This window comes from Streptomyces sp. KL109B (assembly GCF_030766935.1).
In the GTDB taxonomy this organism is placed as follows: Bacteria; Actinomycetota; Actinomycetes; order Streptomycetales; family Streptomycetaceae; genus Streptomyces.
The window spans coordinates 398021-424236 of record NZ_JASERL010000004.1 but is presented as its reverse complement, the minus strand read 5'-3'; the positions used below and the strand labels follow the sequence as shown (position 1 = coordinate 424236).

The window sequence follows — 26216 nt, the reverse complement described above, 5'->3', positions numbered from 1 at the left end:
GGGCGCTCGGGATTCGCAGACTCGGGGGAGGGCGGGGATGTGGCGGTACGGGCGGTGGAAACGGACGCCGGGGCGGAGGCGGGTGGCGCGGGGCAGGCCCGGTACACCTACCGGCTGCGCGTCTCAGCCACGGCGTCTGGGGCGCTGGCGGCGGAGTGGGACCGCTGTCGCTGGGTGTGGAACGAGTGCGTGGCCAAGGTGCGCGCCGTCCACGAGCACAACATGGCGCACCCGCAGGAGAAGGCGATGTGTGGCCCGGCGGGCCTTGACCGGATGCTCACCCAGGCACGCCGCGTGACGCCGTGGCTGCGCGCGGGCTCCACGGTGCCGCAGCAGCAGATCATCCGGGACTTCGGCCGGGCGCGGGCCAAGGCGCTCAAGGACATCCGCGAGCATCTGCCCGTTGGGCAGCGGGCGGGCATGCCGCAGTTCAAGTGCAAGCGGGAGACGCGGTGTTCGCTGAACTACACCCGGCGCGGCTTCCGTTTGAAGGAGGGGCGCCTTCAGCTGGCGGGCGGCATCACGCTGACCGTGGTGTGGTCGCGCGAACTGCCGGCCGATCCGTCGTCGGTCCGTGTCTACCAGGACAGCCTGGGGCACTGGTACTGCTCCTTCGTCGTCCCCGCCCCGATCGAGCCGCTACCCACGGGCGGCCGGGTGCTGGGGGTGGACTGGGGGGTTCGGGAGACCGCGACCACCACCAGCGACGCCCATGACCTGCCGCATCCCGAACACGGCAGGAAGGCGCAGACGAAACTGTGCCGCTATGACCGGATGATGGCTCGCCGCAAACCCAAGAAGGGCCAGGCCGCCTCGAAGGGCTACCGGCAGGCGAAGCGGCAGCGCGCCAGGGCTCACAGGAAGGTCGCCCGTCAGCGCCAGGACGCCGGACGCAAGTGGGCGAAGAAGGTCGTGCGCGACCACGACGCGATCGCGGTGGAGGACTTCCGCCCGAAGTTTCTCGCAAAGACCACCATGGCCAGGAAGGCCGCGGACGCCGCCATCGGCGCCACCAAGCAGGCCCTGCTGGAGATGGGCCGCAAGCACCGGCGGGACATCCGCCTGGTGCATACCGCGTACACCACGATGGACTGCGCGCAGTGCGAAGCGAGAGCCAAGCACGCACTGCCGCTGGGTGAACGCATCTACACGTGCGGCTCATGCGGTGCGGAGTCCCCCAGGGACAAGAACTCCGCACGCGTGATGCTGCTCCGGGCTGGTCTCCTCCCGGCTGGTGACGATGGTGGAAGACCTCTGGGAACGCAGTTCCCCGAGGCAGCCTGAGCCAGGAATCCCCTTCCCTTCAGGGAGGGGAGGATTCAACACTGCTGTCGTACCTCCGTGGGCTGGGCCGGCTGTGGCTGTGGCTGCGCCGGTACCTGTGCCTGCGCTTCCTCCGCCGCTTCGGCCTCCGCCTCGATCGCCTCGTAGTCCTCGGGCGTGAAGGTGATGGAGTTCAGGATCGCGATCACCATGTTGCAGAACTCGTTCCAATACCCCATGGCCCCGGTGTCCAGGGTGATCACGAGGGTGAACGGGGCGCCGGCGAACGGCACATGGACCTGGACCTGGCCCATCTGCATCTCGCCGTCGTCGGGGAGCTGCTCGCCCTGGGCGGCGACCCGTTCACGGATGTCCTCGGGGATCCGGTACCCGCGCAGCGTGCAGCACACGACCGCCGGGCCGCACGGCAGGTCCATCCAGCGCACGTCGTTGAACGGGTCCTCGCGGTGCAGCCGGTACAGACCCTCCGCGGCCATCTTCGCGTTGGGCTGGTCGTTCTCGTGGACGGCGATGGTGAGCGAGCACTGGGCGACGCTCCGGTTCCCGCTGTCCGGGTCGTCCTCCGCGGTGCCGAACAGTCCGAGTCCCGCGTACTCGAAGCCGGTCGCGGTCATGAGCTGGCCCATGGCCGCGTAGTGCGCCGCGGCGGGTTCCCAGAGCGATTCGTCGCCCTCGGAGTACAGCTCGCGGACCATGTCCTCGGCCAGCGCCATGAGTTGCTCGGGCGACTCGCTGATCGGGAGGTCGTAGAAGCCCTCGGGGACGAGGAAGGCGACGGGTGGGTGGTCGGGTTTGCTTGTGGGGGACATGGCCGGGGAGTTGGCTTTCGTCGGGTGGGGTCAGGTGAGAGGGAAGGTGGCTTCGCCGTGGACGACCGACTCGCCGAGCTCATCCATGATCGTCGTGTTGCACTCCCTGCCGTCAGCGGCGCTGACCGGGCCGGGGCCCAGGGCGACGACGGCGTAGACACCGCCCGGAAGCGCGAAGAAGTTGGCCTCGCCCGTCCACGGTTCGGGCGCGTACTTGTTCTGGGCCGTCAGGTATTCCGCGAGGGACTTGCGGACCGCGGACGGTACGGCGCCTTCAGGGAGCAGCTGGCCGGTCAGGGCGATGGACTGATGCCCGGAGGCGGAGTCGTCCTTCGGCGTGGCGAACCTGGCCCAGGACCCGTCACTGAAGATGACCTTGAAGTCCTGGACGTATTCGCTGTACGGACACTGTCCGGCCGCGGAGATGTGCGACTTGTCGATCTCCCAGAGGACGCGCTCGCGGTTCAGGTCACCGTCGGGGATCTCGGTGATCAGGAAGCGCCGGTCGGTGATGACGCTGTGGCAGTGGACCACCGGTTCCTTGGCGGCGGGCTGGGCGTGGTGCCAGCGGCCGGGGTCCAGCTGCCAGGGGAGAGTGGCGGCGATGCTGCCGACCGGTCCGCACAGCACGGGGAAGTCATCGACTTCGGTGGCGGGATCCTGCGGCTGCGACGTGATGGTGGACTGGCCGGCCAGCGAGCCGGCCACCGCCCCGCCCGCCGCGGCGATCACGCCCATCGTGGCGGCGGCGGCCGTCTTGAAGAACCCACCGCCCACAGCGCGGGCACTCCGGTCGGGCTTGTCCTGATGCTCGAAGACCGGTCCGGCGGGCCACCCGGGGAGCTCGGCCTGGATGTCCCGGCCGTACGGGTCGCGGAACCACCGCATCCCCTTGACCGGGCGAGCGGCGCCCGAGGCAAAGGAGATCCGGTCACGGGCGAGGATCTGTTCACCCTCGGGTGGGGACCACATGGGAGGCCTTTCTGCTGCTCAGAATCGCTGGACGGGGACTGCCTGTTAGCTGGTGAGCCCGAACTGGTCGCCCAGGTTCTGCACACCTTCGGTCACAGGGTTGATCATCTTGGGGGCCATCTTGAAGCTCGCGTCCATGACCCGACCGGCATCGGACATGGGGTCGATGATTTCGCCGCCCTTGCCGAAGAGCATGTTGGCGCCCTTCGTTCCGAGCATCTGGCCTTCGTGATATCCGGCGCCGACGACCGCGCCGAGCTTGGACATGGCCGTGCTGCTCTCGTGGACGGCCATACCGGCGCCCTTGCCGAACGTTCCGCCGAGCACGAGCTTCCGGCCGACGAGTCCGACGCCGCCTTCGACCTTGCCGGCCAGGCCGCCCATGGCGAACAGGTTCTTCTGGCCGGTCAGTTTCACCGTCTTGAAGCCCTTGCCGAGCGCTGAAGCGGACTTCCCCGCCTTGGCCATGGAAGCGAACTTCGCCCCCTTGCCGAACGCTCCGATACCCGGAATCAGCCCCACCGCGGTCAGCCCGATGGTGCCCCACCCCACATCCGCCCCACCGGCCTTCGCCATCAGCTGCGCGCCCAGCGTGAGCGCGCTCCCGGCCAACGCCAACGCACCGAAGATCACGCCGAGCGGCGGGAACGGCATGGTGATGATGGCGAGTACGCCGAGCACGGCCGTGATGTTGCTCAGGACGTCGCCGATGGACTTGAACAGGTCCGCGTGCTCGTGCGTCCAGTCCTTGATGTTCTCCCAGGTGCTGTCCTCAAGGACGTCGTCCAGCTCGTCCTTGATCCGGTCGCCGAAGTACCGCGCGCGCTCGTCCCGGTCGGACTCGACGGCCATGAGCTGCCGGTGGAACTCCAGCATCGGATCGTCCTCGACGCCGCTGGGGGAGGGGGACGGCGTTGGCGTCGGCCCGCCGTCCTTGCCGCCCCCGGAACCCGCGTGCTCCTTCTTCTTCTGGTCGGCCTCGACCTCCTGCTGCTTCTCCTTCGCGCGGCGCAGGATGCGGTCGGCCTCGGACTGGAAGTCCTCCAGGGCGTTCGCCCAGCCGGACAGGTGGCCGTGCACCCGCTCGTAGCGGCCCGCGACCTCGCCGAGCTTCTTCTGCAGGTCGCCGCCCTCGCTGCGGAGGCGGTTGGCGTACTTGCCGCGCAGCTCGTTGTCGTTGCTGATGCCCTGGAGGAGCTTGGACTGCTCGCGGAGCTGTTCGGCGAGCCGGGTCATGTGCCGGACTTCGTCGCGGATCTCCTCGGCGTCGCCGGGGACCGGGTCGGAGTCGCGGAGTGGGGTCCAGTCCCGGGGCCGCGTCCTCGAACCTGCGCTCACTACTTCTTGCCGCCCTTCGGGTTGGCCAGCTCGTTGTCGAGTCCGGTGAATCCGTCGACGGTCTTGCCGACCATCTTGCCGACCGACTCGACGTGCGAGATCAGTTCGCGCCGGTAGTTGTCCCAGTTGTCCGCGAACTCGTCCATGGCGTCGGTGATCTCGCCGGCGCCCCAGTGCTCCCGCATGTCGTCGGCGCGGCCGTTGATGTCCTTCAGATCCCGGTGGATGGTGCTGAGGAGCTTCTCCGTCTTGGACAGGAGCTCTTTGTTCACGATCAGGTCGGCGTCGCCGGCCATGGCCCACCCCCGTGGATGCATGTGGCTCGATTGAACTGGCGGTATCTCTATGCAGATTGGAGACCGAGGTACGACGGTACGTCAGTGGTGGCGGAGAGTCACGGCAGGTCGCCGTAATGAGACCGCGGCTCCTCAATGACGGAGGACCTGTAAAGACGCAGGTCAAGCCACTCCCGCCGGGTCAAGCCCCGCCAGCCCCCTGCAAGCCCCGCCAGCCCTCTTCAAGCCCCGCCGGCGATTGAGGCGCGGGGCCCGGGGCAGAGCCCCGAGTCCGCAACCACGCCTCCGCCCCACCCGAACACCCCACCGCAACGCAACCACCCCACCGCAACCACCCCACCCGGTCACACCCCCCGCGGCACCCCCGTCGACCCCCGCACCACCAACTCCCCGCTCACCTTCACGACCCGCCCCGCCGGCGCCGCCTCCCGCCCCATCGCGATCCGCCCCGCCCGCGCGGCCGCCTCGGCCAGCGGGAGGCGGAACGTCGTCAGGGGCGGCGCCGCGTCGACGCTGAAGGGGAGGTCGTCGAAGCCGACCACGGAGACGTCCTCCGGGATGCGCAGGCCCGCCTCCCGCAGCGCCGCGCACGCGCCGAGCGCCACCGAGTCGTTCGCCGCGACGACGGCCGTCAACTCCGGTGACCTGCGCAGGAGTTCGGTGGTCGCCTCGTAGCCCGACGCGCGGTCGTACGAGCCGTGCGCCACCAGGCCGTCCGACTCGCCCACCCCGGCCGCGGCAAGGGCTGAGCGGTGGCCCTCAAGGCGGTGGCGGGTCGTCGTGCGCTCCTCGGGCCCGGCGACGTAGCCGATCCTGCGGTGCCCGAGCGTGAGCAGATGCTCCGTCAACTCCCGGGCCCCGCGCCGGTTGTCGAAGGTCAGCGCCACCGCGTCGGTGTCCGGCACCGGCGGCCTGCCGCACAGCACCACCCGCGTCCCGGCCTCCGCGAGCCGCCGCAACTTGCCGGCCACGGCCGTGACATGGGCCTGGTTCTCGATCGCGCCACCCGTGAGGACGACCGCCGCCGCGCGCTGGCGCTGAAGCAGCGTCAGGTACGTGAGCTCGCGTTCCGGTTCGCCGCCCGTGTTGCAGACCACCGCGAGGCGTTCGCCGCCCGCCCGGCCGCCAGGGCCCACGATCTCCGACTGCACGGCGGAGGCCATGATCCCGAAGAACGGGTCGGCGATGTCGTTGACCAGGACCCCGACCAGGTCGGATGTGGCGGCGGCGAGGGCGCTTGCCGGGCCGTTGAGCACGTAGTCGAGGTCGTCCACGGCCTTGAGCACCCGCTCGCGCGTGCTCGCGGCGACGGGGTAGTTCCCGTTCAGGACGCGCGAGACGGTGGCGGGGGACACCTGCGCGCGGGCGGCCACGTCCGCCAGGGTCACGGTCATCGAGTCTTCCTCCGGCTGGTATCCGCTCTTGGCATCCGCTTGGATCCGCTTGGCATCCGCTTGGCATCCGCTGCCGTCCGCCTGGTGTCCGCTCTTGTCGGAGCGGCTGTGCAGAGGCTAGCTTCTCCTTGGGTAGAAAGCGCTTGCTACGACGGGTCGAACACGTCGGCGGCGCTGTTTCACGTATGCCGAGCACGCCGCCGGCCGGAGGAAGGGACTCACGTGACACGCAAGACGGTGCGCATCGCCATGAACGGTGTGACGGGGCGCATGGGCTACCGCCAGCACCTCGTCCGCTCCATCCTCGCCATCCGCGAGCAGGGCGGCCTCGACCTCGGCGACGGCGACGTGCTGTGGCCGGAGCCGATCCTCGTCGGGCGCCGCGAGCACGCCCTGAAGGCGCTCGCCGAGAAGCACGGCCTGGACCCGGCCAATATCTCCACAGATGTGGACGCCGTCCTCGCGGACGACAGCGTCGACATCTTCTTCGACGCCGCGATGACCCACACCCGCGAGGACTTCCTCAAGAAGGCCATCGCCGCCGGAAAGCACATCTACACCGAGAAGCCGACCGCCACCGGCCTGGACGGCGCCATCGAACTGGCGCGGCTCGCGCGCGAGGCGGGCGTCAAGTCGGGTGTCGTACAGGACAAGCTGTTCCTGCCGGGGCTGCTGAAGCTCAAGCGGCTCATCGACGGCGGCTTCTTCGGGCGGATCCTGTCCGTACGAGGCGAGTTCGGGTACTGGGTCTTCGAGGGCGACTGGCAGGAGGCCCAGCGGCCGTCCTGGAACTACCGCGCCGAGGACGGCGGCGGCATCGTCGTCGACATGTTCCCGCACTGGGAGTACGTCCTCCACGAGCTGTTCGGCCGCGTGACCTCGGTCAACGCCCTCGCCTCCACCCACATCCCGACCCGCTGGGACGAGCACGGCAAGCCCTACGAGGCCACCGCCGACGACTCCGCGTACGGCATCTTCCAGATCGATGGCGGCATCGTCGCGCAGATCAACTCCAGCTGGGACGTGCGCGTCAACCGTGACGAGCTGGTCGAGTTCCAGGTCGACGGCACCGAGGGCTCCGCCGTCGCCGGACTGCGCAACTGCCGTGTCCAGCACCGCAGTTCGACGCCGAAGCCGGTCTGGAACCCGGACCTCCCGGCGACGTACTCCTTCCGCGACCAGTGGCAGGAGGTGCCGGACAACACCGAGTTCGACAACGGCTTCAAGGTCCAGTGGGAGCTGTTCCTCAAGCACGTGTACGCCGGTGCCGACTACCACTGGGACCTGCTGGCCGGCGCGCGCGGCGTGCAGATGGCCGAGCTGGGCCTGAAGTCCTCGGCGGAGGGCCGCCGCCTCGACGTTCCGGAGATCTCGCTGTGACCCTCCATCTACCCTCCACCAATGGCGAGTTGAAGGCGTACGAGCCGCGCGCCACCCCCCTAGCCTTCGACACCGGCGCCCCGCTCGCGTCCCGTGTCGTGTACTCGGCGGCGCACGTCGTCGCCGACCCGTTCGCCGACACCACCCCGGACTCCCCGGCCGCCGTCGACTGGGACGCCACCCTCGCCTTCCGCCGCCACCTGTGGTCGCACGGCCTCGGCGTCGCGGAGGCCATGGACACCGCGCAGCGCGGCATGGGCCTGGACTGGGCGGGCGCCGCCGAGCTGATCCGGCGCTCGGCCGCCGAGGCCAAGTCGGTCGGCGGGCTGATCGCGGTCGGCGTCGGCACCGACCAGATCGCGCCCGGGGCGTCGCTTGAGGAGGTGCGAAGGGCGTACGAGGAGCAGCTCGCGGTCGCCGAGGAGGCGGGCGCGCAGGTCATCCTCATGGCATCGCGCGCGCTCGCCGCGGCGGCCAAGTCCCCGCAGGACTACGCCGATGTGTACGGGCACCTGCTCCGCCAGGCCTCCGAGCCCGTCATCCTGCACTGGCTCGGCCCGATGTTCGACCCGGCGCTCGAAGGGTATTGGGGCTCGTCCGACCTGGACGCCGCCACCGACACCTTCGTAGAGATCATCAAGGCGCACTCCGACAAGGTCGACGGCATCAAGGTCTCGCTCCTCGAAGCGCGGCGCGAGGTCGACATCCGGCGCCGCCTCCCGAACGGCGTGCGCTGCTACACCGGCGACGACTTCAACTACCCGGAGCTGATCGCGGGCGACGAGCGCGGCTTCTCGCACGCGCTGCTCGGCATCTTCGACCCGCTGGGCCCGCTCGCCGCGAAGGCGGTGCGCACCCTCGACACGGGCGACGTCGAAGGATTCCGTCAACTCCTCGACCCGACCGTGGAGTTGTCGCGCCACCTCTTCCAGGCGCCGACCCGCTTCTACAAGACCGGTGTCGTCTTCCTCGCGTGGCTCTCCGGCCACCAGGACCACTTCACGATGGTCGGCGGCCTCCAGTCCGCGCGCTCGCTGCCGCACTTCGCGCGCGCCTACGAACTCGCCGACCAGCTGGGCCTGTTCCCGAAGCCCGAGCTGGCCGAGGCCCGGATGAAGAACCTGCTCGCCCTGTACGGAGTGACGTCATGACCTTCACGGCGGATCCGCGCTTCTCCATCAACCAGATGACCGTGAAGCAGCTCAGCCTCCCCGAACTCGTCGACGCCTGCCACGAGTTGGGTGTCCAGCACCTCGGTACGTGGCGTGCGCCCGTCCAGGAGTACGGCGTCGAGGCCGCGGCGAAGCTGCTGCGCGCAGGCGGCCTGAACGTCACCACGCACTGCCGCGGCGGCTTCCTCACCGCGGTCGACGCGGCCGAGCGGGCGGCGGCGGTCGAGGACAACAAGCGCGCTGTCGACGAGTGCGTGACCCTCGGCACCGACGTCCTGGTGCTCGTCTCGGGCGGCCTCCCGGCCGGTTCGTACGATCTGCCGGGAGCCCGCGAACGCATCGGTGACGCGCTCGTCGAGCTGGCCCCGTACGCCGCCGAGCGCGGTGTGCGCCTGGCGATCGAGCCGCTGCACCCGATGTACGCCTCCGACCGCTGCGTGGTCTCCACGCTGGCGCAGGCCCTGGACATCGCGGAGCGCTTCCCGGCGGAGCAGGTCGGCGTCTGCGTGGACACGTACCACATCTGGTGGGACGACCAGGCGCCCGCGCAGATCGCGCGGGCCGGGGCCCAGGGGCGCATCGCGACGTTCCAACTCGCCGACTGGACAACGCCGTTGCCCGAGGGCGTGCTCAATGGGCGCGGGCAGATCGGCGACGGCGCGATCGACATGCGGTACTGGCGCGGCCTCGTCGAGGCGCAGGGCTACACGGGGCCCATCGAGGTCGAGCTGTTCAACGACGGACTGTGGGCCCGCGACGGGCGCGAGGTGCTGGCCGAGACGGCCGAGCGGTTCACGAAGCACGCCGCCTGAGTTTTCTTCGCGGCCCCGTACAACCCTCCGCGCGGCCCGGGTGTCGTACCTGATGTCGGAACACCTGGGAGGGGGATCTGGGGGGATCGGGGGTTCCGGCGCAGGAGGGGGAGAGCCCGAGGGGCCCGGTCAGCGGACCGGGCCCCTCGCAGCACTTTCCGTACCGTCCGTCCCGTCGGTCAGAAGAAGACCCCGCAGCGCAGCAGTACGTTCGCGTACGGGCGCGCCTCTCCCGTCCGCACGACGAGCCGCGCCGTCGAGGACAGCGCCTTCAGCTCCTCGTGCGTGACGAACCCGAGCGGCGACAGGCGGTCGGCCAGCAGTTCGGCGGTGTCCGGGTTGGCGTCCTTGACCTCGCGGGCCGCCGTCGAGGCCTCCACGACCAGCTCGTCGAGCAGCCCGTCGAGGACCTCCGCGAACGACGGCACCCCGGCCCGGAAGGCGAGGTCCACGACGCGCGGCCCCGCCGGGATCGGCATGCCCGCGTCGCACACGAGCACCCCGTCGCCGTGCCCCAACTCGGCGAGGGCGCCCGCCAGATGACGGTTGAGTATCCCGGCCTTCTTCACAGCGACGCGACCTCCTCCGCGCTCGGGTACGACGCCTGCGCGCCCTCCTTCGTCACCGCGGCGGCGCCGACCTTCGCGGCGTAGGCGGCGGCCTCGGCGAGCGACTCACCGGTGCCGAGCCGCCACGCGAGCGCCGCCGTGAACGCGTCACCGGCGCCGGTCGTGTCGACGGCCTTCACCTTGACCGCGGGCACCCGCCGCGAGCCCGCCGCGTCCGCGACGAGCGCGCCGTCCGCGCCGAGCGTGATCACGACCGAGCGCGGGCCGAGGGAGAGCAGGTGGCGCGCCCAGTCCTCGGCGTCGCCGCCCAGCTCCTCGCCCGCGATGACCTTCGCCTCGTGCTCGTTGACGATCAGCGGGTCGCAGGCCGCGAGCACCTCGTCGGGGAGCGGGGCGGGCGGCGAGGGGTTGAGGACGAGGCGGGCGCCCTCGGAGAGCGAGCGGGCCACCTCGGCGACCGTCTCCAGGGGGATCTCCAGCATCATCGAGACGACGCGCGCGCCCGCGAACAGCTCGCCCGCCGCCCGTACGTCCGCGGGCGTGAGCCGCCCGTTGGCGCCCGGCGAGACCACGATCGAGTTGTCCCCCGTCGGGTCGACGGTGATCAGCGCGACGCCCGTGGGCGCCCCGCCGACCAGCACGCCGGACGTGTCCACGCCCGCCGCCTCCATCGACTCGCGCAGCAGCCTGCCGTGCCCGTCGTCGCCGACCCGCGCGAGCAGCGCCGTACGCGCCCCCAACCGGGCGGCGGCGACCGCCTGGTTGGCGCCCTTGCCGCCGGGATGGGTCGTCAGGTCGGAGCCGAGAACGGTCTCGCCCGCGCCGGGCCGCCGGTCGACGCCCACCACCAGGTCGGCATTGGCCGACCCCACGACAAGGAGGTCGTACGTGTTCATGCTGTGCCTTTCTTCGTACGTCACGGCAAAGGGTACGAGTGCGTGGCTCCGCGTCCCGTCACTTGAAGTCGGCGACGTTCTTCGCCGTGACGACCTTCACCGGCACCTTCACGGCCGAGGAGATCTTGTCGTCCTTCGCCGCCTTGATCGCGTTCTGCACGGCCATCTTCCCGAGCTCGCGCGGCTGCTGGGCCACGGAGGCGTACAGCGTGCCCGCCTTGACGGCCTTGAAGCCGTCGGGGGTGCCGTCGAAGCCGATGACGGGGACGGACTTGCCGGCCTTGGAGCCGAGCGCCTTGATCGCGCCGAGCGCCATCTCGTCGTTCTCGGCGAAGACGCCGTCGACGTCGGGGTGCGACTGGAGCATGTTCGTCATGACGTCCAGGCCCTTGGTGCGGTCGAAGTCCGCGGGCTGCTTGGCGACGACCTTGATGCCGGGGTAGTTCTTCATCCCGGCGGCGAAACCGGCGCCGCGCTCACGGCTGGCGGACGTACCGGCCTGCCCCTGGAGCACCGCGATCTTGCCCTTGCCGCCCAGCTTGTCCGCCATGATCTTCGCGGCCTTCTTGCCGCCCGCGACGTTGTCGGAGGCGACGAGGGTCGCGGCCTTCGCCTTGTTGACGCCGCGGTCGGCGGCGACGACCGGGATGTCGGCGTCGTTGGCGGTGCGCACGGACGGGCCGACGGCGTCGGAGTCGACCGGGTTCACGATCATGGCGCTCATGCCCTCGCTCGTGAAGTTCTGCAGCTGGTTGGCCTGCTGCGAGGCGTCGTTCTGCGCGTCGGTGACGGTCAGCTCGACGCCCTGCTTCTTCGCCTCGGCCTGGGCGCCCGCCCGCATCTCCGTGAAGAACGGGTTGTTGAGCGTGGAGACGGCCATGCCGAGCTTCAGGTCCTTCTTGCCGCCGGAGCCCCCGGTGTTGTTCCACACGGCGAGCCCGCCGACGATCGCGATGGCGACGACGGCCGCGATCACGTACTGCATCCGCTGCTTGGGACCACCGGTCCCGGCACCCGCTCCCGCGGCGGCCGGCTGAGCGCCCGCCTTGCGGCGCGCGGTGTCGAGGAGCACGGCGAGCGCGATGACGACGCCGATGACGACCTGCTGCCAGAAGGCGGACACCGAAAGGAGGTTGAGGCCGTTGCGGAGCACGGCGAGGATCAGCGCGCCGATGAACGTGCCCGACGCCTTGCCCGTACCACCGGCGAGCGAGGCGCCGCCGATGACGACGGCGGCGATGGCGTCCAGCTCATAGCCGTTCGCGGCCTGCGGCTGCGCGGAGGCGAGCCGGGAGGCGAGCACGATGCCCGCGACGGCGGCGAACAGCCCGGACAGACCGTAGATGACGAGCTTCTGCCGCTTGACGCGCAGGCCGGAGAGCCGGGCGGCCTCCTCGTTGCCGCCGATCGCGTACATGGACCGCCCGATGAACGTACGCCCGAGGATCACCGCGGTGACGATCCCGATGACGACCATCACGATGACCGGCACCGGCAGCCAGCCCCCGAGCGTGTCACCCAGCTTGGACACGGAATCGGGGAACGGAATCGGCGACCCCTGCGAGATGACGAGCGAGAGCCCGCGCCCCACCGACAGCATCGCCAGCGTCGCGATGAACGGCGGCAGCTTCCCGTACGAGATGAGCAGGCCGTTGACGAAGCCGCAGGCGATACCCGTGACGACGGCGAGCAGCACGGCTATCGCGACCGGCACGCCCTCGCTCGTGGCCGCCCACGCGAGGACGGTCGCGGACAGCGCGGCCACCGAACCCACCGACAGGTCGATGCCCGCCGAGACGATGACGAAGGTGACGCCGAACGCGAGGATCGCGGTGACGGCCGCCTGCACGCCGACGTTCAGCAGGTTCTGGGTGGTCAGGAAGTCGCCGGACATCAGCGACATGGCGATGACCAGGACGACGAGCGCGGTGAGCGCGCCGTTGTCGAGGAGCAGTCTCAGCAGGCCCCCGCCGTTCTTGGCCTGGGTGCCGGCCTTGCCGTTCTTGAGCGTGTCAGTGCTTGTCGAGGTCACGGGAGCCCTCCTCCTCGAGGGTCGGGGTGTTGCTGACGGCGAGGGCCATCACGGAGTCCTGCGTGGCGTCCTCGGCGGCGAGTTCACCGGCGATGCGTCCCTGCGCCATCACAAGGACCCGGTCGCTCATGCCGAGGACTTCGGGGAGATCACTGGAGATCATGAGCACGGCGTGCCCCGCGGCCGTCAGCTCGTTGATGAGCTGGTAGATCTCGACCTTCGCGCCGACGTCGATGCCGCGCGTCGGCTCGTCGAGGATCAGCACCTTGATGTCGGCGAGCAGCCACTTGCCGATGACGACCTTCTGCTGGTTGCCGCCGGAGAGGGTGCGCACGTGCTGCCCCAACCCGGCCATCCGGACGCCGAGTTGCTTCGCGATCCGCTCGGCCGCGGTGTGCTGCCCCTGTCGGTCCACGAACCCGGCACGGGTGGCGGCCCGCAGGGTGACGAGCCCGAGGTTCTCCTCCACCGACTGGTCGAGTACGAGCCCCTGCCCCTTGCGGTCCTCGGGGACGAGCCCGACGCCCGCGGCCATGGCGGCGATGACGTCGTGCCGGGGGAGCGCGGTGCCCGCGACCTCCACCGACCCCTTGTCGTACGGATCGGCCCCGAAGACGGCCCGTACGACCTCGGTACGTCCCGCCCCGACGAGCCCGGCGATGCCGACGACCTCCCCGGCCCGCACCTCGAAGCCGACGTCGTGGAAGACGCCGTCCCGGGTCAGCCCTTCGACCTTCAGCAGCGCGCTGCCGGTGCCCTGGGTGGCGGAGTCCGGGCGCTCGCGCGGGTACTGCTGGTCGATGGAGCGGCCGACCATGAGGCGTACGAGCTCGTCCTCCGGGGTGGAGGCGGGCACCTGACCCACACTCCGCCCGTCGCGGATGACGGTCACCCGGTCACCGAGGGCAGCGATCTCCTCAAGGTGATGCGTAATAAAAACAACCCCGACACCGTCCGCACGCAGCTGCCGCACGATCGCGAACAGCTTCTCGACCTCCTCGGAGGTGAGCACGGCGGTCGGCTCGTCCATGATGAGCACGCGCGCGTCGAGGCTGAGCGCCTTCGCGATCTCGACCATCTGGAGCCGGGCGATGCCCAGTTCGCGTACACGCGCGCGTGGCGACACGTTCACGCCCACGCGCGCGAGGAGCGCCTCGGCGTCGCTCTCCATCTTCTTCCGGTCGACGAGCCCGAACCGCCGCGGCTGCCGCCCCAGGAAGATGTTCTCGGCGACGGTCAGATCGGGAACGAGATTGAACTCCTGATAGATCGTCGCGATGCCGAGCCGTTCGGCGTCCTGCGCGCCGTGGATACGGACCTGCTCGCCGCCTACGGTGATGCGGCCCTCGTCGGGCGTGTAGGCGCCGGAGAGCATCTTGATCAGCGTGCTCTTGCCGGCCCCGTTCTCACCGAGCAGGACGTGCACCTCCCCGCGGCGCAGATCGAAGTCGACGCTGTCGAGCGCGACCACGCCGGGGAAGGTCTTCCGTATTCCTTCGATACGCAGCAACTCGCTTGAGCTGCTCATGCGTTGCTCCTCTCCATTGAGGTGGGCGTCTGTGGGGGTTCGCCGCAGGAGCGCCGTACGACGAGGTGGGCGGGGAGGGCGACCGACTCGGGCACCCGCCCCTCGATGCGGTCGACCAGGGCGCGCACGGCGGCCCGGCCGAGGTCCTTGGTCGGCTGGGCGATCGCCGTGATCGGCGGATCGGTGTGCACGAACCACGGGATGTCGTCGAACGCGGCGACGGCGATGTCGCGCGGGACGCGGAGCCCGCGCGCGCGGATGGCGTCGAGGGCGCCGAGGGCCATGAGGTTGTCGGCGGCGAACACGACGTCGGGCGGCTCGGGGAGATCGAGGAACGCCTCGGTCACGCGCCGCCCGCTGTCGGCCTGGAAGTCGCCCTGCCCTATGTAGGCGTCCGGCAGCTCGATCTCGTACGAGGCGAGGGCCTCCCGGAAGGCGTCGACGCGCTCGCTGCCGGTCGTGGTGACGGCGGGCCCCGCGATGATCGCGAGCCGCCGGTGGCCGAGCGCGTGCAGGTGGGCGACGAGGTCGCGCACGGCGCCGCGCCCGTCGGAGCGCACGACGGGGACGTCGACGCCCGGGATCCACCGGTCGACGAAGACCATGGGGGTACCGGCGCGGGCGGCGTCCAGCATCAGCGGCGAGGCGCCGTCGGTGGGGGACACGAGCAGCCCATCGATCCGCCGGTCGAGCAGGGTCCGTACGTGGTGGTCCTGCAGCTCGGGCCGTTCGTCGGCGTTCCCGATGATCACGCTGTAGCCGAGCCCGCGGGCCTCCTCCTCGACGGAGCGGGCGAGCTCCCCGAAGTACGGGTTCAGCACGTCACTGATGACGAGCCCGAGCGTCCGCGTCTGCGCGGTGCGCAGGGACCGGGCCACGGCGTTGGGCCGGTAGCCGAGCGATTCCACGGCGGCGGCCACGCGTGCGCGGGCGTCCGGGCTGACGGACGGATGACTGTTCAGGACCCGGGAGACCGTGGCGACGGAGACCCCCGCCGCGGCCGCGACATCCTTGATACTCGCCATCGCGCCACCTCCTTGTGGCTGCGTGGAATCGATTACATGAGGGATTGGAATCGATTACACGGGGGTGTGGCAAGAGGTGGGAGATGGTCGTGACGCGATCGTGATGGGCGCGGCGGATGTGGTTCCGGCCACGGGGCTCTGCCCCGGCCCCCGCTGCTCAAGCGCCGCAGGGGCTTGATGGGCCGAACCGGGCTTGACGGCCCAACTGGCCCTGATCGGCGGCAAGGGCCGGCAGTCCAGCCCCTCCGGCGCTTGAGGAGCGGGGTCCGGGGCGGAGCCCCGTGGCCGGAACCACGGCGCAGGCCGAACCGGATTGTCAGCGCCGCGTGCGATCGTGGGGAGCGCCCCACCGCAACGGATACGGAGACGGAGCCCACGACCGTGAATCACGCGCAGCTCACCGCACTCGGCCGCGCCCTCCGCGTACTCGGCGAACACGGCGAGAAACTCACCGGCGACACCCCGGACGACGTACTGCACGAGATCCGCGGCGACCTCACCCGCGCCCTCGACCAGCTCGACGACGCCGTCTCCGGCGAGAAGCCGACGACCCGCTGCAAGGAACACCCGTACGGCCCGGTCGAGGAATCCGCCCCGGACCTGTGCCTGTTCTGCGAGACCCGCCGCCGCAAGGCCCGCCGCTCCCAGATCTCCGGCGCCCCCGCCCCCCACGCCACCGCGGACGGCGGCCCCGTCCTCTCCCGCTACGGCACCCGCGAGGACCGCCCGCAGCCCCAGCAGCGCTGGATCCCGGAGATGTGGAACGGGCAGGTGTGGCAGCTGTGCGGCACCCCCCGCCACGACCGCCGCGAGGCGGAGCTCTACCTCGCGGCCCAGCGCCGCCGCCCGGACGCGGCGATGGCGTACCGCCTGGTCCACGAGTTCACCGACTACGAGGTCGTACGGGTGTGGGGAACGCCGATGCGGGTCGACCCGGAGCCGATGGGCGGGGTGTGAGGACGCCGGCCCGGCACCAGGGCTCCCGCACTGTCAGAGGGGGCCGCTAACGTCGGATCATGGCGAAGGAGCAGGCGGCCGCCGGAGCGCGGCCCATGGCCCGGCTCGAGGGTGTCCTCGAGCGGATCACGTACGCCAACGAGGAGACGGGATACACCGTCGGCCGGGTCGACACCGGCAGAGGCGCCGGAGATCTGCTGACGGTCGTCGGCGCGCTGCTCGGCGCGCAGGTCGGCGAATCCCTGCGGATGGAGGGCCGTTGGGGATCCCATCCCCAGTACGGCAAGCAGTTCACGGTCGAGAACTACCGGACGATGCTCCCCGCCACGATCCAGGGCATCCGCCGCTACCTCGGATCCGGGCTCGTCAAGGGCATCGGCCCCGTCTTCGCCGACCGCATCACCCAGCACTTCGGGCTCGACACCCTCGACATCATCGAGCAGGAGCCGAAGCGCCTCATCGAGGTGCCGGGCCTCGGCCCGAAGCGGACGAAGAAGATCGCCGACGCCTGGGAGGAACAGAAGGCGATCAAGGAAGTGATGGTCTTCCTCCAGAGCGTCGACGTGTCCACCTCCATCGCCGTCCGCATCTACAAGAAGTTCGGCGACGCCTCCATCTCCGTCGTGAAGAACCAGCCGTACCGCCTCGCCGCCGACGTCTGGGGCATCGGCTTCCTCACCGCCGACCGCATCGCCCAGTCCGTCGGCATCCCGCACGACAGCCCCGAGCGCGTCAAGGCCGGCCTCCAGTACGCCCTCTCACAGGCCACCGACCAGGGAAACTGCTTCCTCCCGGAGGAGCGGCTGATCGCCGACGCCGTGAAGCTGCTCCAGGTCGACACCGGGCTCGTCATCGAGTGCCTGGCCGAACTCGCCCTGCCCGACGAGGACTCGGGCGAGGTGGGCGTGGTACGCGAGAAGGTGCCGGGCGAGGACGGGGAGCCGGTCACCGCGATCTACCTGGTCCCCTTCCACCGTGCCGAACTCTCCCTCTCCGCCCAGCTGTCGAGGCTGCTGCGCACGGAGGAGGACCGGATGCCCGCCTTCCGGGACGTCGCGTGGGACAAGGCGCTCGCCTGGCTCGCCGACCGTACGGGCGCGCAGCTCGCGCCCGAGCAGGAGGAGGCCGTCAAGCTCGCGCTCAGCGAGAAGGTGGCCGTGCTCACCGGCGGCCCCGGCTGCGGAAAGTCGTTCACCGTACGGTCCGTCGTGGAGCTGGCCCGCGCCAAGCGCGCCAAGGTCGTGCTCGCCGCGCCCACCGGCCGCGCCGCCAAGCGCCTCGCCGAGCTCACGGGCGCGGAGGCCTCGACCGTCCACCGCCTCCTCGAACTCAAGCCCGGCGGGGACGCCGCGTACGACAAGGACCGGCCGCTCGACGCCGACCTCGTCGTGGTCGACGAGGCCTCCATGCTGGACCTGCTGCTCGCCAACAAGCTGGCGAAGGCGGTGCCGCCCGGGGCGCATCTGCTGTTCGTGGGGGACGTCGACCAGCTGCCGAGCGTGGGGGCGGGCGAGGTGCTGCGCGACATGCTGGCCGAGGAGAGCCCGATTCCGGCCGTGCGGCTCACGCGGATCTTCCGGCAGGCCCAGGAGTCCGGGGTCGTCACGAACGCCCACCGCATCAACTCCGGGCAGCATCCGCTCACTTCGGGCCTGAAGGACTTCTTCCTCTTCGTCGAGGACGACACCGAGGAGGCCGGCCGGCTCACCGTCGACGTCGCGGCCCGCCGGGTCCCCGCCAAGTTCGGCCTCGATCCGCGGCGCGACGTCCAGGTGCTCGCGCCCATGCACCGCGGCCCGGCGGGCGCCGGAAACCTCAACGGCCTGCTCCAGCAGGCCATCACCCCCGGCCGCCCGGACGTCCCGGAGAAGCGCTTCGGCGGCCGCGTCTTCCGGGTGGGCGACAAGGTCACGCAGATCCGGAACAACTACGAGAAGGGCGAGAACGGCGTCTTCAACGGCACGGTCGGCGTCGTCACGGCCCTGGACGCGGAGGAGCAGAAGCTCACCGTCCTGACCGACGAGGACGAAGAGGTCCCCTACGACTTCGACGAGCTCGACGAGCTGGCCCACGCCTACGCCGTCACCATCCACCGCTCCCAGGGCAGCGAGTACCCGTGTGTGGTGATCCCCGTCACGACCGGCGCCTGGATGATGCTCCAGCGCAATCTCCTCTATACGGCGGTCACGCGTGCCAAGAAGCTGGTCGTGCTGGTCGGTTCGCGCAGGGCGATCGGCCAGGCGGTGCGTACGATTTCGGCCGGTAGGCGGTGTACTGCCCTTGATTTCCGGTTGTCCGGCGCCGCAGTTCAAAAGATTTGATCGATCAGACGAGTCGCGAAGGTCACAACCACTTCCGGAACCAGGGCGAAGGGGGCAGGATGAGCAAGTTGGCGGCACTGAGTGCCGCCAATGAGCCCAATGGTCGACCCCGAGTGCACTCTGCTGGGCCAAGTGGGGGAAGGTAGAGACAGTCAGGGCACCTCGAAGAAGAGGCACTACGTCGGTGAGGGATGACGTGAGCGAGCAGAACGAGAAGGCTGTAGTACTCCAGTACGGCGACGACGAGTACACCTACCCGGTGATCGACAGCACTGTGGGCGACAAGGGCTTCGACATCGGGAAGCTGCGGGCCCAGACGGGCCTGGTGACCCTCGACAGCGGATACGGCAACACCGCCGCGTATAAATCGGGGATCACCTATCTCGACGGTGAGCAGGGCATCCTGCGCTACCGCGGTTACCCGATCGAGCAGCTGGCCGAGCGCTCCACCTTCGCCGAGGTCGCCTACCTGCTGATCAATGGCGAGCTCCCGACGGTCGACGAGCTCTCCACCTTCAAGAACGAGATCACCGGGCACACGCTCCTGCACGAGGACGTGAAGCGGTTCTTCGACGGCTTCCCGCGGGACGCCCACCCGATGGCCATGCTGTCCTCCGTGGTCTCCGCGCTGTCCACCTTCTACCAGGACAGCCACAACCCGTTCGACGAGCAGCAGCGGCACCTGTCCACGATCCGGCTGCTCGCCAAGCTGCCGACGATCGCGGCGTACGCCTACAAGAAGTCGATCGGCCACCCCTTCGTCTACCCGCGCAACGACCTCGGCTACGTCGAGAACTTCCTGCGCATGACGTTCTCCGTGCCGGCGCAGGAGTACGACCTCGACCCGGTCGTCGTGAACGCGCTGGACAAGCTGCTCATCCTGCACGCGGACCACGAGCAGAACTGCTCGACGTCCACCGTGCGCCTGGTCGGCTCCTCGCAGGCCAACATGTTCGCGTCGATCTCCGCCGGTATCTCCGCGCTGTGGGGTCCGCTGCACGGTGGCGCCAACCAGTCGGTGCTTGAGATGCTCGAGGGCATCCAGCGCGACGGCGGCGACGTCGACGCCTTCATCCGCAAGGTGAAGAACAAGGAAGACGGCGTGAAGCTCATGGGCTTCGGGCACCGCGTCTACAAGAACTTCGACCCGCGGGCGAAGATCATCAAGGCGGCGGCGCACGATGTCCTCTCGGCGCTCGGCAAGTCCGACGAGCTGCTCGACATCGCGCTGAAGCTGGAGGAGCACGCGCTGTCCGACGACTACTTCGTCGAGCGCAAGCTCTACCCGAACGTCGACTTCTACACCGGCCTGATCTACCGGGCGATGGGCTTCCCGACCGAGATGTTCACGGTGCTCTTCGCGCTTGGGCGGCTGCCGGGCTGGATCGCCCAGTGGCACGAGATGATCAAGGAGCCGGGTTCGCGTATCGGTCGCCCGCGCCAGATCTACACGGGTGTCGTCGAGCGCGACTTCATCCCGGTCGAGGAGCGCTGACTTTCGAGCCCCTCCGGCGATTGAGGAGCGGGGTCCGGGGCGGAGCCCCGAAGCCGTAACCCCGCTCCACCGCAACAAGCGCCGGATCAAGCTGCGCAGCAGAAAGCGCCCCGCTGTCGGTCCCCCCACGGGCCGACAGTCGGGGCGCTTTCCTTTTCCCGGGTCGGATTCCCCCCACGGGATCCGGCCTGGGGGTCTGTGATGCGTAGGCCGCCGGAACACGTACCGCCGGGCGGGCCGCTCAAGCTTCCCGGCGCACGTGCCCCGGCCAACGCTGCTGGAACCGTCCCCCAAGACGGTCCCCTCCGATGCGGAAACGTCCCCCAAGACGTTCCTGCATCGCCTCCTTAGACTGACGAGAGCCCCAAAGGGTTACGTCCACCCCCGTGTGATCTGCGTCTCTTGCATATGTCCTGTGCGTACGCAAGAGGCCTGATATGTGGATATCGGCCTCTGTGGGGGAGTGCTGCAATTGTGCCGTGGGGATTATGTGTAGGTCCAGAGTTCTCTAGGCGAATTTGCCCGGCGAGGGCACAGAAGGCGGGGCCGGACCCTCAGGTCCGGCCCCGCCTTCTGCTGGGTGACTCAGGACTGGCCCACGAGCTCGTACCCCGCCTCGTCGACCGCGGCGCGCACCGCTTCCTCGTCGAGCGGGGCGGCGGAGACGACCGTGACCTGGCCGGTGGCGGCGACCGCCTGGACGGAGCTGACGCCGGCGAGCTCCGAGATCTCCTCGCGCACCGCGCCCTCGCAGTGGCCACAGGTCATGCCCTTCACCTCGTAGACGGTGGTGACGGCGCCCTCGGCGGCCGGCGCGGCGCTGTCGCTCTGGCAGGCGCCGCCGCAGCAGGAGCCGGCCGACTCGTCGGCGACCTGGGGGAGCTCGGTGTTGGCGCTGCTCATGGCGTACTCCTTGGTGCGGAAGGGGCTGTCTTGATGCCCCGACTCTATACCCCTAGGGGGTATTTTTCCAAGAAGGGTCGCGGCGGGCGAGTGTCCGGACCCAGGTGAGCGCGAGCAGCGTGATGACGGCCAGGCCGCCGACCGAGAAGAGGGTGAAGAGGTGCTGCTGCGCGTCGGTGGGCTTCGGGATGTAGCCCTGCGCGAAGAGGGCGCGGTCCAGGTCGGTGGTGGTGAGGCGGGCCACGATCCAGATCGCGATGCCGTGCATGGAGTCCCAGAGGGCGTGCAGGAGCGAGACGCCCAGGTACGTGCCGATCACCGGCGCGGCGAAGCGGTAACGGCCGTCGGGCCTGCGGAAGGAGAGCAGCACCGCTCCCGAGATCGCCGTCCACAGGCCGTGGCCGAAGGGGGCGAGGAGGCCGCGCAGCACCTCTGTTTCGAGGAGGGCGCGCAGGTCGATGCCCTTCATGGTGATCGCCGCGTTGAAGGCGTAGCCCGCGCTCTCGAACGCGGCGAAGCCGAAGCCGACCGTGGCGCCGAGGATCAGGCCCGCGCGCAGTCCGCTGATGCGCGGGTGGCGGTGGAGTACGTAGACCAGGGCGAGGAGCTTGACCGCCTCCTCGATCAGGCCCACCCCGACGAACATCCACACCGAGGGGTGCAGCAGGTAGTACTCCATGACCGACGCCCCGAGGACGCCGAGGATGCCGCCGACCAGGAAGCAGCCGAGGATCAGGCTCACGCCCAGGTCGCGGCCGTGCCGCTCGTACGCCCAGAGCACGAAGACCGCCGGGGTCAGGAAGCTGCCCAGCAGGATGAGCGTGGGAAGCAGGGTGGTGTTCTGTGTCGCGTACGTGACGATCGCCGTCAGTGCCCACAGGGCCAGGCCGCCCCAGAGGCAGCGCTTCCAGAGGCCGGGGCGGATCTGTGGTCCCGGCGGGGGTGGCTGCTGGGGGATACGGGCCTGGGGTGCCCCGAAGGGCTGCTGGGGCTGCGTCACTGCGGTTCCCTCCGGATTACCGGTGATCGGGGATGGCGATCGGGGGTGGTGATCGGCTGTCACTTTGGGTGAATTGTCCGCAGTTTATGGGTGGGTCCGTTGTGGCGCAGTTCGGGCACCGGGCCGAGCCATGGTCGGCGGGGCTCGGTCCGGCGCCCACGGGCTCAGTCCTTGCGGCCCCGGTTGCCGGGGCGGGAGGCCACCCAGGCGCGGACCGTGTCGGCGTACCAGTACGGCTTGCCCGACTCGACGTGGTCGGGCGGGGGCAGCAGACCGTGCTTGCGGTACGAGCGGACGGTGTCGGGCTGCACTCGGATGTGCGCGGCGATGTCCTTGTACGACCAGAGCCTGCGGTCGTTCATCGGTGGCTCCTCCCTGGCGGGCCTCGCGGCGGCTCGGGGGTGGCCGCCGTGATCAACTCAGCCTGTGCCCGGAGAACGAGGTGAACCGGGGAGAAGGGAGGGCCTGTGGGACGGCTGTGACGCAGAACCCGCGTAGGGCTGACATGTGTGACGCGATGGGGGCGTTTGTGACGTGAGTGATGCAAAGGGGGCGCGTTACGGGCGCATGCTCCGGCGCATGACGGGACAGGGGCCTCAGGCTCCGCAGGAGCGCAGGTAGCGGCGGGTGCGCTGGGCGATCGGGAGCGGACGGTCCGGCTCGCACGGATACATGTCCTGTTCGACGATCGCGAACAGGTCGACGCCGAGCTTCTCGGCCGCCGCGAGGACCGGCGGCAAGTCCGGTACGCCGCGCGGCGGTTCGCACATCACGCCGTCCGCGACGGCGGGTCCGAAGGGCGTGCCCTGTTCGTGGACCGTGGCGAGCACCGCCGGGTCCACCTGCTTCAGGTGCAGATAGCCGATCCGCTCCCCGTACGTCTCGATGAGCTTGACGCTGTCGCCGCCGCAGTACGCGTAGTGGCCGGTGTCCAGGCACAGCGACACGAGGTCCGGGTCGGTGGCGTCGAGGAGGCGGGTGACGTTCTCCTCCGTGTCGACGTGGGTGTCGGCGTGTGGGTGGAAGACCAGCTTCAGGCCGTAGCGGCCTTGCACCTCGCGGCCGAGGCGTTCGGTCTGGGTGGCGAGGTGGCGCCACTGCTCGGCGCTGAGGCGGGAGTCCTCAAGGACCTCGCCGGTCTTGTCGTCGCGCCAGAAGGACGGGATGACGACGAGGTGCCGGGCGCCCATGGCCCGGGTGAGTTCGGCGATCGAGGACACGTGGTCCCAGGTCTTCTCCCAGACGGCCGGGCCGTGGTGCAGGCCCGTGAAGACCGTGCCCGCCGACACCTTCAGGCCACGCCTGCCCGTCTCCTCGGCGAGCACCCGCGGGTCCTTCGGCAGATAGCCGTACGGGCCCAGCTCGATCCACTCGTAGCCGGCCTCCGCGACCTCGTCGAGGAAGCGCTCGTACGGGACCTGCCGCGGGTCGTCGGGGAACCAGACGCCCCAGGAGTCGGGGGCCGAGCCGATGCGGATGCGCGCGGGCGAGGTCGTCATGAAATCAGCCTCAAGGCGCCGAAAGAGGGGTGTCAAGGCGGGGTCCGAATGTCAGGACAAAATGTTGACAGGGGGCTCGGACGGGTCTAGATCTGGCGGGCGAAGGCTTCGGAGCGTGTCGTGAAGATGTCGTGGCGGAGGGATTCCGTATGGTCCGCAGTCAGTTCGACCAGTTCGACCTGATCACCATGGGGCGGATCGGGGTGGATCTGTATCCGCTGCGGGCGGGACGGAAGCTCTCCGATGTGGATGCGTTCGGGAAGTTCCTCGGCGGCTCCTCGTCGAACGTCGCGGCCGCGGCGGCCCGGCTCGGGTTGCGTACGGCGACGATCAGTCGGACCGGGCGGGACCCCTTCGGCGAGTATCTCCGGGAGCAGTTGCGGGAGTTCGGGGTCGACGAGCGGTGGGTGACGCCGGTCGACGGGCTGGCGACGCCCGTCACGTTCTGCGAGATCTTTCCGCCGGACGACTTTCCGCTGTACTTCTACCGCGAGCCGAAGGCGCCCGATCTGGAGATCGCGGCGGACGAGTTGGACCTGGACGCGATCGGGGCGGCGCGGGTCTTCTGGGTGACCGGTACGGGGTTGAGCGCCGAGCCCAGTCGTGGGGCGACGTTGGGTGCGCTGGCGCATCGGGCGGCGGTCATGGGGGCGGGCGGGGACACGGTGTTCGATCTCGACTGGCGGCCGATGCTGTGGCGGGATCCGGCCGTACGGGACCCGGGGGCGGCGCGGCCGTTGTACGTCGAGGCGTTGCGGCATGCGACGGTCGCGGTCGGCAATGTGGACGAGGTGGAGATCGCCACCGGGGAGCGTGAACCGGTCGCGGCGGCGCGGGAGTTGTTGCGGCTCGGGGTGCGGCTCGCGGTGGTGAAGCGGGGGCCCGAGGGTGTGCTGGCGATGACGGCGGACGGGGAGCGGGTGGAGGTTCCGCCGGTGCCGGTGGAGGTGCTGAACGGGTTGGGGGCGGGGGACGCGTTCGGTGGGGCGTTGTGTCGGGGGCTGGTGGCGGGGTGGGGGTTGGAGCGGGTGATGCGGTACGCGAATGCGGCGGGGGCGATTGTGGCGTCGCGGTTGGAGTGCTCTTCGGCGATGCCGGGGGCGGGGGAGGTGGAGAGGGTGCTCTCCGAGGGGCGGGTGGTGTCGGGTGGGCCTGCGCCGGGGGGCGCTGGCTGTGCCGGGGTGGGTGTCGGCGGTGGCGTTCGGTCTGCGCCGGGGGCTGCTGGCCGTGCCGGGGTGGGCGCCGACCGTAGCGCTCGCCCCGCGCCGGGGGCCGCCTTGCCCACCCTGCCGCCCTTGGCGGCAGATTGCCCGAGTCGGGCGGCGTCGGCCGCATCGGGTGGGGAGTCGGGGGTGGCGGTGGAGGGGTCGAGTCGGGAGGTGTCGGCTGTGTCGGGTGGGGAGTCGGGGGTGGCGGTGGAGGGGGCGAGTCGGGAGGTGTCGGCTGTGTTGGGTGGGGAGTCGGGGGTGGCGGTGGAGGGGGCGAGTCGGGAGGTGTCGGCCGTCACGGGTGGGGGGATGCGAGCGGGAGCCCCCGGAGGGGGCGGGAGGGTGGGAGCTGGGCGGGGGAGTGAGTGGGGTCAGCGGGGGAGTGAGTGGGGTCAAGGGGTGGAGCCGGGGCTCGGGTGGTTGGCGAGGGTGCGGGCCGAGGGGCCGGAGGGTGTGGAGGAGGCGGCTCGGAGGCGGGAGCGGCGGGGGCTGGTGGCAAAGGGTGGGCGGTTGATGATTGTGGCGGCGGATCATCCGGCCAGAGGGGCGCTCGGGGTCGGGGAGCGGGGGTTGGCGATGGCTGACCGGGGGGATCTGTTGCGGCGGTTGTGTGTCGCGTTGGGGCGGCCGGGGGTGGACGGGGTGCTGGCGTCCGCCGATGTCGTCGAGGACCTGTTGCTGCTGGGGGCGTTGGAGGGGAAGGTCGTCGTCGGGTCGATGAACAGGGGTGGGCTCGCGGGGGCTTCGTTCGAGCTCGACGACCGGTTCACCGGGTATCGGGCGGAGGACTTGGAGCGGTTCGGATTCGATGCCGGGAAGTTGTTGCTGCGGCTCGACTATGACGATCCCGGGGGCGGGTCCGTGCGGACGTTGGAGGCCGCCGCGCGGGCCGTCGATGCCATGGCCGCGCGCCGGCTCCCCGTGTTCGTCGAACCGTTCCTGACCCGCCGCGACCCCGAAACCGGCCTGCTGCGCCCCGACTTGAGCCCCGAGAGCGTCATCACGTCGATCGCCGTCGCCTCCGGACTCGGCGGCACCTCCGCGTACACCTGGCTGAAGGTCCCCGTCACCGACGACCCCGACGACATGGCCCGGGTCCTGGCCGCCTCCTCCCTGCCCACCGTGCTGCTCGGCGGTGACATCAAGGACGGCGACCAGGAGGCCGTGTACGAGCGGTGGCGGGTGGCGCTGCGGCTGCCCACCGTGCGGGGCCTTGTGGTGGGGCGTTCGCTGCTGTACCCGGAAGACGGGGATGTCGCTGGCGCCGTCGACACGGCCGTCGGCCTGCTGCGCGGCGCGCGCTCGGACACGTAGCGGGACAGGAGG

Annotated in this window: 22 protein-coding genes and 1 pseudogene; 9 read left to right on the top strand and 14 right to left on the bottom strand. The window is 70.3% G+C overall.

The window, feature by feature from the left end:
• Positions 1-39 precede the first annotated feature (39 nt).
• A complete protein-coding gene (locus tag RBJ65_RS16525) occupies positions 40-1284 on the top strand; it encodes a transposase (RefSeq protein WP_306320447.1) in 1245 nt (414 codons plus the stop codon).
• Between the two features lie 35 nt (positions 1285-1319).
• On the opposite strand, the gene RBJ65_RS16520 is transcribed toward RBJ65_RS16525, so the two are convergent.
• From RBJ65_RS16520 to RBJ65_RS16500, 5 genes are all read right to left on the bottom strand, one after another.
• The gene (locus RBJ65_RS16520; protein WP_306320448.1) at positions 1320-2093 is read right to left on the bottom strand and encodes a hypothetical protein; all 774 of its coding nucleotides are present in this window, start codon (positions 2091-2093) and stop codon (positions 1320-1322) included.
• Positions 2094-2123: 30 nt separating this feature from the next.
• Positions 2124-3065 (bottom strand): hypothetical protein, encoded by a 942-nt coding sequence (locus RBJ65_RS16515; protein ID WP_306320449.1) that lies wholly within the window; start codon positions 3063-3065, stop codon positions 2124-2126.
• A gap of 45 nt (positions 3066-3110) precedes the next feature.
• On the bottom strand, positions 3111-4403 hold the full coding sequence (locus tag RBJ65_RS16510; RefSeq protein ID WP_306320450.1) for a hypothetical protein: 1293 nt from the start codon (positions 4401-4403) through the stop codon (positions 3111-3113).
• On the bottom strand, positions 4403-4699 hold the full coding sequence (locus tag RBJ65_RS16505; protein ID WP_306320451.1) for a hypothetical protein: 297 nt from the start codon (positions 4697-4699) through the stop codon (positions 4403-4405). The genes RBJ65_RS16510 and RBJ65_RS16505 overlap by 1 nt, the downstream gene beginning before the upstream one ends.
• A gap of 344 nt (positions 4700-5043) precedes the next feature.
• The gene (locus RBJ65_RS16500) at positions 5044-6093 is read right to left on the bottom strand and encodes a LacI family DNA-binding transcriptional regulator (RefSeq protein WP_306320452.1); all 1050 of its coding nucleotides are present in this window, start codon (positions 6091-6093) and stop codon (positions 5044-5046) included.
• A gap of 222 nt (positions 6094-6315) precedes the next feature.
• Here RBJ65_RS16500 and RBJ65_RS16495 point away from each other — a divergent pair, with 222 nt between their 5' ends.
• From RBJ65_RS16495 to RBJ65_RS16485, 3 genes are read left to right on the top strand one after another with little or no spacing between them, the layout of a single operon-like run.
• Positions 6316-7473 (top strand): Gfo/Idh/MocA family protein, encoded by a 1158-nt coding sequence (locus RBJ65_RS16495; RefSeq protein ID WP_306320453.1) that lies wholly within the window; start codon positions 6316-6318, stop codon positions 7471-7473.
• Entirely contained in the window at positions 7470-8624 is a 1155-nt protein-coding gene (locus RBJ65_RS16490; protein WP_306320454.1) for a dihydrodipicolinate synthase family protein, read from the top strand. Before RBJ65_RS16495 ends, RBJ65_RS16490 begins: the two co-directional genes overlap by 4 nt.
• Positions 8621-9457 (top strand): sugar phosphate isomerase/epimerase, encoded by an 837-nt coding sequence (locus RBJ65_RS16485; protein WP_306320455.1) that lies wholly within the window; start codon positions 8621-8623, stop codon positions 9455-9457. Before RBJ65_RS16490 ends, RBJ65_RS16485 begins: the two co-directional genes overlap by 4 nt.
• Positions 9458-9636: 179 nt before the next feature.
• Here the strand turns inward: RBJ65_RS16485 and rbsD are convergent, their stop codons facing one another.
• From rbsD to RBJ65_RS16460, 5 genes are read right to left on the bottom strand one after another with little or no spacing between them, the layout of a single operon-like run.
• Entirely contained in the window at positions 9637-10026 is a 390-nt protein-coding gene (gene rbsD / locus RBJ65_RS16480) for a D-ribose pyranase (protein WP_306320456.1), read from the bottom strand.
• Positions 10023-10922 (bottom strand): ribokinase, encoded by a 900-nt coding sequence (gene rbsK, locus RBJ65_RS16475; protein WP_306320457.1) that lies wholly within the window; start codon positions 10920-10922, stop codon positions 10023-10025. Before rbsK ends, rbsD begins: the two co-directional genes overlap by 4 nt.
• Before the next feature lie 58 nt (positions 10923-10980).
• A complete protein-coding gene (locus RBJ65_RS16470; protein WP_372341325.1) occupies positions 10981-12954 on the bottom strand; it encodes a substrate-binding domain-containing protein in 1974 nt (657 codons plus the stop codon).
• Positions 12935-14482, bottom strand: coding sequence for a sugar ABC transporter ATP-binding protein (locus RBJ65_RS16465; protein ID WP_306320458.1), 1548 nt, complete (start codon positions 14480-14482; stop codon positions 12935-12937). Before RBJ65_RS16465 ends, RBJ65_RS16470 begins: the two co-directional genes overlap by 20 nt.
• Positions 14479-15507 (bottom strand): LacI family DNA-binding transcriptional regulator, encoded by a 1029-nt coding sequence (locus RBJ65_RS16460; protein WP_306320459.1) that lies wholly within the window; start codon positions 15505-15507, stop codon positions 14479-14481. Before RBJ65_RS16460 ends, RBJ65_RS16465 begins: the two co-directional genes overlap by 4 nt.
• A gap of 381 nt (positions 15508-15888) precedes the next feature.
• On the opposite strand from RBJ65_RS16460, the gene RBJ65_RS16455 reads away from it, so the two are divergent.
• From RBJ65_RS16455 to RBJ65_RS16445, 3 genes are all read left to right on the top strand, one after another.
• On the top strand, positions 15889-16464 hold the full coding sequence (locus tag RBJ65_RS16455) for a hypothetical protein (RefSeq protein WP_306320460.1): 576 nt from the start codon (positions 15889-15891) through the stop codon (positions 16462-16464).
• Positions 16465-16523: 59 nt separating this feature from the next.
• On the top strand, positions 16524-18785 hold the full coding sequence (locus tag RBJ65_RS16450) for an ATP-dependent RecD-like DNA helicase (RefSeq protein WP_306320461.1): 2262 nt from the start codon (positions 16524-16526) through the stop codon (positions 18783-18785).
• A gap of 184 nt (positions 18786-18969) precedes the next feature.
• Positions 18970-20280, top strand: coding sequence for a citrate synthase (locus RBJ65_RS16445; protein ID WP_306320462.1), 1311 nt, complete (start codon positions 18970-18972; stop codon positions 20278-20280).
• 585 nt (positions 20281-20865) lie between these two features.
• Here RBJ65_RS16445 and RBJ65_RS16440 read toward each other — a convergent pair.
• The 4 genes from RBJ65_RS16440 to RBJ65_RS16425 all read right to left on the bottom strand — a co-directional run bounded on the left by RBJ65_RS16440 (position 20866) and on the right by RBJ65_RS16425 (position 23682).
• Positions 20866-21183, bottom strand: a complete 318-nt coding sequence (locus RBJ65_RS16440) for a heavy-metal-associated domain-containing protein (protein WP_306320463.1) — start codon at positions 21181-21183, stop codon at positions 20866-20868.
• A gap of 52 nt (positions 21184-21235) precedes the next feature.
• Entirely contained in the window at positions 21236-22183 is a 948-nt protein-coding gene (locus tag RBJ65_RS16435; protein ID WP_306320464.1) for a PrsW family intramembrane metalloprotease, read from the bottom strand.
• 164 nt (positions 22184-22347) lie between these two features.
• Positions 22348-22545, bottom strand: a complete 198-nt coding sequence (locus tag RBJ65_RS16430; RefSeq protein ID WP_306320465.1) for an AlpA family transcriptional regulator — start codon at positions 22543-22545, stop codon at positions 22348-22350.
• Positions 22546-22779: 234 nt separating this feature from the next.
• The gene (locus tag RBJ65_RS16425) at positions 22780-23682 is read right to left on the bottom strand and encodes a sugar phosphate isomerase/epimerase (RefSeq protein WP_306320466.1); all 903 of its coding nucleotides are present in this window, start codon (positions 23680-23682) and stop codon (positions 22780-22782) included.
• Positions 23683-23831: 149 nt separating this feature from the next.
• Between RBJ65_RS16425 and iolC the strand changes: the two are divergent.
• Both iolC and RBJ65_RS42105 read left to right on the top strand, forming a co-directional pair.
• Positions 23832-24824: pseudogene (gene iolC, locus RBJ65_RS16420) on the top strand (5-dehydro-2-deoxygluconokinase); the annotation flags it as partial.
• 375 nt (positions 24825-25199) lie between these two features.
• Positions 25200-26204, top strand: a complete 1005-nt coding sequence (locus tag RBJ65_RS42105; RefSeq protein ID WP_372342331.1) for a deoxyribose-phosphate aldolase — start codon at positions 25200-25202, stop codon at positions 26202-26204.
• Positions 26205-26216 lie beyond the last annotated feature (12 nt).

Excerpts from the sequence above, each read along its gene's own strand:
- RBJ65_RS16520 (WP_306320448.1), bottom strand. The coding sequence starts at position 2,093 with ATGTCCCCCACAAGCAAACCCGACCACCCACCCGTCGCCTTCCTCGTC.
- RBJ65_RS16440 (WP_306320463.1), bottom strand. The coding sequence starts at position 21,183 with ATGAGCAGCGCCAACACCGAGCTCCCCCAGGTCGCCGACGAGTCGGCC.
- RBJ65_RS16430 (WP_306320465.1), bottom strand. The coding sequence starts at position 22,545 with ATGAACGACCGCAGGCTCTGGTCGTACAAGGACATCGCCGCGCACATC.
- RBJ65_RS16465 (WP_306320458.1), bottom strand. The coding sequence starts at position 14,482 with ATGAGCAGCTCAAGCGAGTTGCTGCGTATCGAAGGAATACGGAAGACC.
- RBJ65_RS16505 (WP_306320451.1), bottom strand. The coding sequence starts at position 4,699 with ATGGCCGGCGACGCCGACCTGATCGTGAACAAAGAGCTCCTGTCCAAG.
- RBJ65_RS16515 (WP_306320449.1), bottom strand. The coding sequence starts at position 3,065 with ATGTGGTCCCCACCCGAGGGTGAACAGATCCTCGCCCGTGACCGGATC.
- RBJ65_RS16460 (WP_306320459.1), bottom strand. The coding sequence starts at position 15,507 with ATGGCGAGTATCAAGGATGTCGCGGCCGCGGCGGGGGTCTCCGTCGCC.
- rbsK (WP_306320457.1), bottom strand. The coding sequence starts at position 10,922 with ATGAACACGTACGACCTCCTTGTCGTGGGGTCGGCCAATGCCGACCTG.
- RBJ65_RS16450 (WP_306320461.1), top strand. The coding sequence starts at position 16,524 with ATGGCGAAGGAGCAGGCGGCCGCCGGAGCGCGGCCCATGGCCCGGCTC.
- RBJ65_RS42105 (WP_372342331.1), top strand. The coding sequence starts at position 25,200 with ATGCGAGCGGGAGCCCCCGGAGGGGGCGGGAGGGTGGGAGCTGGGCGG.
- RBJ65_RS16500 (WP_306320452.1), bottom strand. The coding sequence starts at position 6,093 with ATGACCGTGACCCTGGCGGACGTGGCCGCCCGCGCGCAGGTGTCCCCC.
- RBJ65_RS16485 (WP_306320455.1), top strand. The coding sequence starts at position 8,621 with ATGACCTTCACGGCGGATCCGCGCTTCTCCATCAACCAGATGACCGTG.
- RBJ65_RS16425 (WP_306320466.1), bottom strand. The coding sequence starts at position 23,682 with ATGACGACCTCGCCCGCGCGCATCCGCATCGGCTCGGCCCCCGACTCC.